The sequence below is a fragment of the Pseudolactococcus hodotermopsidis genome (assembly GCF_011170085.1).
Lineage (GTDB): Bacteria > Bacillota > Bacilli > Lactobacillales > Streptococcaceae > Pseudolactococcus > Pseudolactococcus hodotermopsidis.
Window position 1 is genome coordinate 1 of sequence record NZ_BLLI01000104.1, and the last position, 4194, is coordinate 4194.

General features: G+C 35.7%; 5 protein-coding genes and 2 pseudogenes. 6 read left to right on the plus strand and 1 reads right to left on the minus strand.

The window, feature by feature from the left end; all coding sequences use genetic code 11:
• Window positions 1-536: pseudogene (locus Hs30E_RS11335) on the minus strand (transposase family protein); the annotation flags it as partial.
• Window positions 537-1126: 590 nt separating this feature from the next.
• On the opposite strand from Hs30E_RS11335, the gene Hs30E_RS10585 reads away from it, so the two are divergent.
• The 6 genes and pseudogenes from Hs30E_RS10585 to Hs30E_RS10610 form a co-directional block, all read left to right on the plus strand.
• Window positions 1127-1417, plus strand: a complete 291-nt coding sequence (locus Hs30E_RS10585) for a WXG100 family type VII secretion target (protein WP_172209900.1) — start codon at window positions 1127-1129, stop codon at window positions 1415-1417.
• A 13-nt stretch (window positions 1418-1430) separates the two neighbouring features.
• Entirely contained in the window at window positions 1431-1922 is a 492-nt protein-coding gene (essA, locus tag Hs30E_RS10590; RefSeq protein ID WP_172209901.1) for a type VII secretion protein EssA, read from the plus strand.
• A 14-nt stretch (window positions 1923-1936) separates the two neighbouring features.
• On the plus strand, window positions 1937-2173 hold the full coding sequence (locus Hs30E_RS10595; RefSeq protein ID WP_172209902.1) for a hypothetical protein: 237 nt from the start codon (window positions 1937-1939) through the stop codon (window positions 2171-2173).
• Complete coding sequence (gene essB / locus Hs30E_RS10600) at window positions 2160-3275, plus strand: type VII secretion protein EssB (RefSeq protein WP_172209903.1); 1116 nt, start codon at window positions 2160-2162, stop codon at window positions 3273-3275. The genes Hs30E_RS10595 and essB overlap by 14 nt, the downstream gene beginning before the upstream one ends.
• 77 nt (window positions 3276-3352) lie before the next feature.
• The gene (locus Hs30E_RS10605) at window positions 3353-3655 is read left to right on the plus strand and encodes a hypothetical protein (protein ID WP_228462053.1); all 303 of its coding nucleotides are present in this window, start codon (window positions 3353-3355) and stop codon (window positions 3653-3655) included.
• Window positions 3648-4194, plus strand: a pseudogene (locus tag Hs30E_RS10610) (lipase family protein); the annotation flags it as partial. The gene Hs30E_RS10605 and the pseudogene Hs30E_RS10610, both read left to right, overlap by 8 nt.

The following is a 4194-nucleotide window of genomic DNA, read 5'->3' on the forward strand; positions in this document are numbered from 1 at the left end:
AGAAGGTCTTCTGGCAGAGTGCCACCTATGCTTTCCTTGAAAAGCTTAAAATCATGACAATGCCCCTCAGCGAAGGCAAGACTCACGACACGATGAGTGGTCAAATCAAGCAAAACTTGTGTTTTCAAGGTATGTCGGTGTTTTTTTCCTGAATAGTGGTCACGTTGGTTTTTTTGGACGTTGAATTGGACTTTCTGTCACATCAATCGCAAACCAATGCTCCTTGTCTTTGACTCCCTCAATATCAAAACTCCCCTCTTCATGAAGCGTGTTTTCTACCCAAGTGATGGTTCTTGAGGCACATCAAAATCAAAAGCAATGAGGCGTTGAGTGGGATAATGCCGCCAATACCGTAAAGTGAGCAAAAGCTGATTTTCTAAACTCAGGCAACGTGGGCGCCCACCAGTCAGATGTTCTGCTTGATAAGCTTTGTTCAAAATTTCAAGCATATGAGTAAATGTCGAACGCTTCACACCAATAAGTTGTTTGAATAAACTGTCATTTAGGGAGCTAGTTTTTGCATAAATATCTGCCATAACATTCGTTTAACATTTTTTGTACGGTTTAGGAACAAGTCTAATAAATTTATAAGCCTTATAAGCATGAAAATACCCCATATTTAAAAGGTCTTGTTTATTTCTTGAACCATAACTGTCAATGTGGTGTTCACCCCTGATATGTTTCATCAGTGCATTTACTGATTTTCCTTTTTCTGCCAATTGTTCTCGCTTTCTCGGTACGTTATTAAAGAACTATACCACATTTAAAAGATTTATTCTATACTCGAAGCTATCTTTTAACTATAAAAAACAATAAAATAAAATAAAAAGTTACTATTTCAGCCACTCTAAAATTTTATGAATAAAATAATAATAAGATGTATATTATATTTTAAAAACGAGTAATTCCTTGAAGTTTATACGATTTCACTATAAAATAGCACTTTTCATCTAAATTTTGGATGAAATTCAAAGGTAGCTGAATAGTAACATAAAATATGTACTAAATAACAAAGTTTCAAAATCGGAACATTTAATTTAACAGACAATTTATTTTGATAAAATTAAGGAGTATCAGATTATGAATATTATTCTTTTGTTACAAAAAAAACACAGGAGGTGTCACAATGGCACAAATTAGCGTAACCCCAGAAGAGCTAAAAGAACAGGCTCAAGTCTACATTCGTTCAAAAGAAGAAATCGAAGCTACGATTCAAAATGTAAATAGCATGAACGACCTTATTCAAAATGAGTGGCAAGGTGCAGCTTTTGAGGCATACATTGAACAATACAAGCAACTTTACTCAAGTGTTCAAAAATTTGAAGAGTTATTGGCTGACATTAACCAACAGTTGATTAAATATGCTGATACTGTTGCAGAACGTGATGCTCAAGATGCACAAAGCTTTGGATTCTAAGATTTGGCGCCGAATGCGGCGCTTTTTTTACAAGAAGACTTGGACTATACTAGGTTTTCTTGCCCTATTTTCTGGCATGGTATTTTCTCCTGTAAATACTTCTGCGGATAGCGATGGGAATTTAAAGTTGAATACGGATGTGATTACTAATAATCAGATTCAAGCAGGTGGGAGTGGAGAGTTTCCTATTCGGGGTCATTTGTTCACGCAAGAGCTAGACGAACAATCTGAAAAACTTGAATCTGAACGCAATCAGTTGATTGATGATGTGAAAAATGTTGATTTTTCAGTCAAATCAAGTGATTCTAAAAATGATGATAAAGTAAAAAAACTTCTATTTCAAGAGTATCAACCACAGGTTATTATCGTTAAAGACCAAGAGGATAGTAAGCAATCAAATTGGTTTATGATGATGAATATTGTAATCATAGTTGTGCTTTTATCTGTCGGGATAGTCACAGGTAAATGGTGGACGAAAAGGAAGTTAAGAAAGGGTAAAAGTTGATTGAGATAACGCTCGTGTTAGATGGGAAAGAGCAAGATGTGCTTGTGCCTAGTAAAGTGACTTTTGGTCGATTGAAAGTTTTGGTAACGGAGTCTTTGGCTGAAAATGGTTTTAACTTGCCAAGTGACTATCAATTGGTTATCAAAGGGAAGTCATTTGAAATGGGACAGTTTGATTTGATTTCTGATTTTGCTCTGTCAAATGGCGATAGATTAGAAATTTTGTTAGGAGAAACAAGTGCAATTATTTAACGGAAAAGAAAAAATTGAATTAATCAATGAGAATAATAAAGTCCAAGTTTGGCTAGAGAAAACACAGTATGACAATGATTCTCTGTCTGTCATACAAAAATATGTTCAAGCTGAAGAAGTAGATGAAAAACTACTTATCACTTACGACTTACCCAAAACGGCAATTCCTTTTGGGCTACACGTTGCTGATAGTCAGACAAAACTTGACAAACTTTTGTTAGCAGATAAGGTCAGTCAGCTTGTTGATTTGACGGGCAAATATGCGATTCCATTTATTCATCCAAATACTGTATATTTAGACGGCGAACGTCTTTTTGTCGTTTATTCTGGCTTAGAAGACATGCTTGCGCCAGCGGTTGAATCGTCTGATTTATTTTTGAAAAATGTTAAAGCACTTATTTTATCAATATTTAATCAAAAATTGAGTTATGAAAAATTATTAGAGGGGTCATCTGCGCTGAATGATAAGTTTTTGCGTACTCTTGTCAAGGCAACAACTACTGAGGAAGTTTTTGAGCTTGTCAGAAAGGAACTAGCGGCGACACAGGAAAAAATTAGTCATACGAAACAGTTGGTTTCAAGACGAGGTTTTCAAACTTATCGTTTTGTGGGTACTTTTGCAATTATTGTTGCACTTGTTTTGAGTGGTTTCCTTTATCACTTTTTACAGGTTAATCAAAAACAAACTGCTATTATCAAGGCGCAAACGAGTTTTATGACCAATAATTATGCGCAAACGCAGACCGATTTGGAAAAATATAAGCCAAAAGACTTAACGAAGTCGGCGAAATATGTGTTGGCAATTTCAAGTATCAACTTGACAGATTTGACAGCGGCGCAAAAGCAGGCGATTTTGAACAATATTTCAATAAAATCTGACAATAACACGTTGGATTACTGGGTGTACGTTGGTCGTGGGAAGTTTGAGGCGGCGTTGAATTTGGCGCAAAACTTGGGCGATGACCAGTTGACTTTGCTTGCCTATACTGATTTGTATCAAGCAACTAAGCTCAATAATAAAATGGACGGCGCTAAGAAACAGAAACTTTTAGATGACTATAGTAAACAGATTGATGAATTGACTGAAAAACTAGGGAAGTAGGTAGGGTCATGAAGAAATCGAAGAAGGTAATCTTAGTTGTTTTGTTGCTAATTATTGGAATATTAGGAGTAAGAAAAATGAATGAACCGCAGCGTCAAGTTGAATTTTTGAAGAAACATGAAGATGAGATGACGGAATTTGTTAAGTTTCAGAACTCTAAGATTGAGAGTGTACAATTTGATTGGGAGTCAGTTGATTCAGGTATAACAGGGAATGGTACACCTCAAGGAGATGGAGAGTATCTTGAAATTAGTGGTACTTTTAATGGATTAAGTGATTCAAGTTGGATGCTTAGCTTTGCTATGGATAAAGGTAAAATAGTTTTTGAAAGTATGTCAATGCTACAACCACTCAGAGTAGGAGGAAAGATTTATGAGTAATTTATCAAATTTTGATAATATCTTTGCAGATTTAGCAGAGAGCGCTTATACTGGTAATCGACCAAATAATTTTCCTCCAAAATCAAAGTCTGAAACATCTGAGGAGTATGATTTTTCTCAAACGGTAACTGTTACAGATAAAAATAAAAATACTTCAATTACTCAAGGAGGGAAAAATCTACCCAATGATGGCAAAGTCTATCTCCAACCCGACCCAACCTTAGAAGTCCAAAGAACAGAATACCTAGTAGAGACAGGCTATGAAGAGTATGAAACACGGTCATATAAATCGGGAGAAAAAGGACTACTAACAGATTCCGAAGCGGGTTATAATTCGTACTATGTTACAGATACACCAAAATTAGATGGGACGACAAAAGATACTTATTTTGTTGTTCGTGGTAGTGATGGCATTGGTTTTTCTACGTTGAATGACTGGATAGATAATGATGCTGTGTTTGCCTTGACAGGTGCCTATATTCCGCAAGCTAAACTTGCAAACGAAGCTATGCAAGTCAAGGTTGATGAGATGGCAGTTG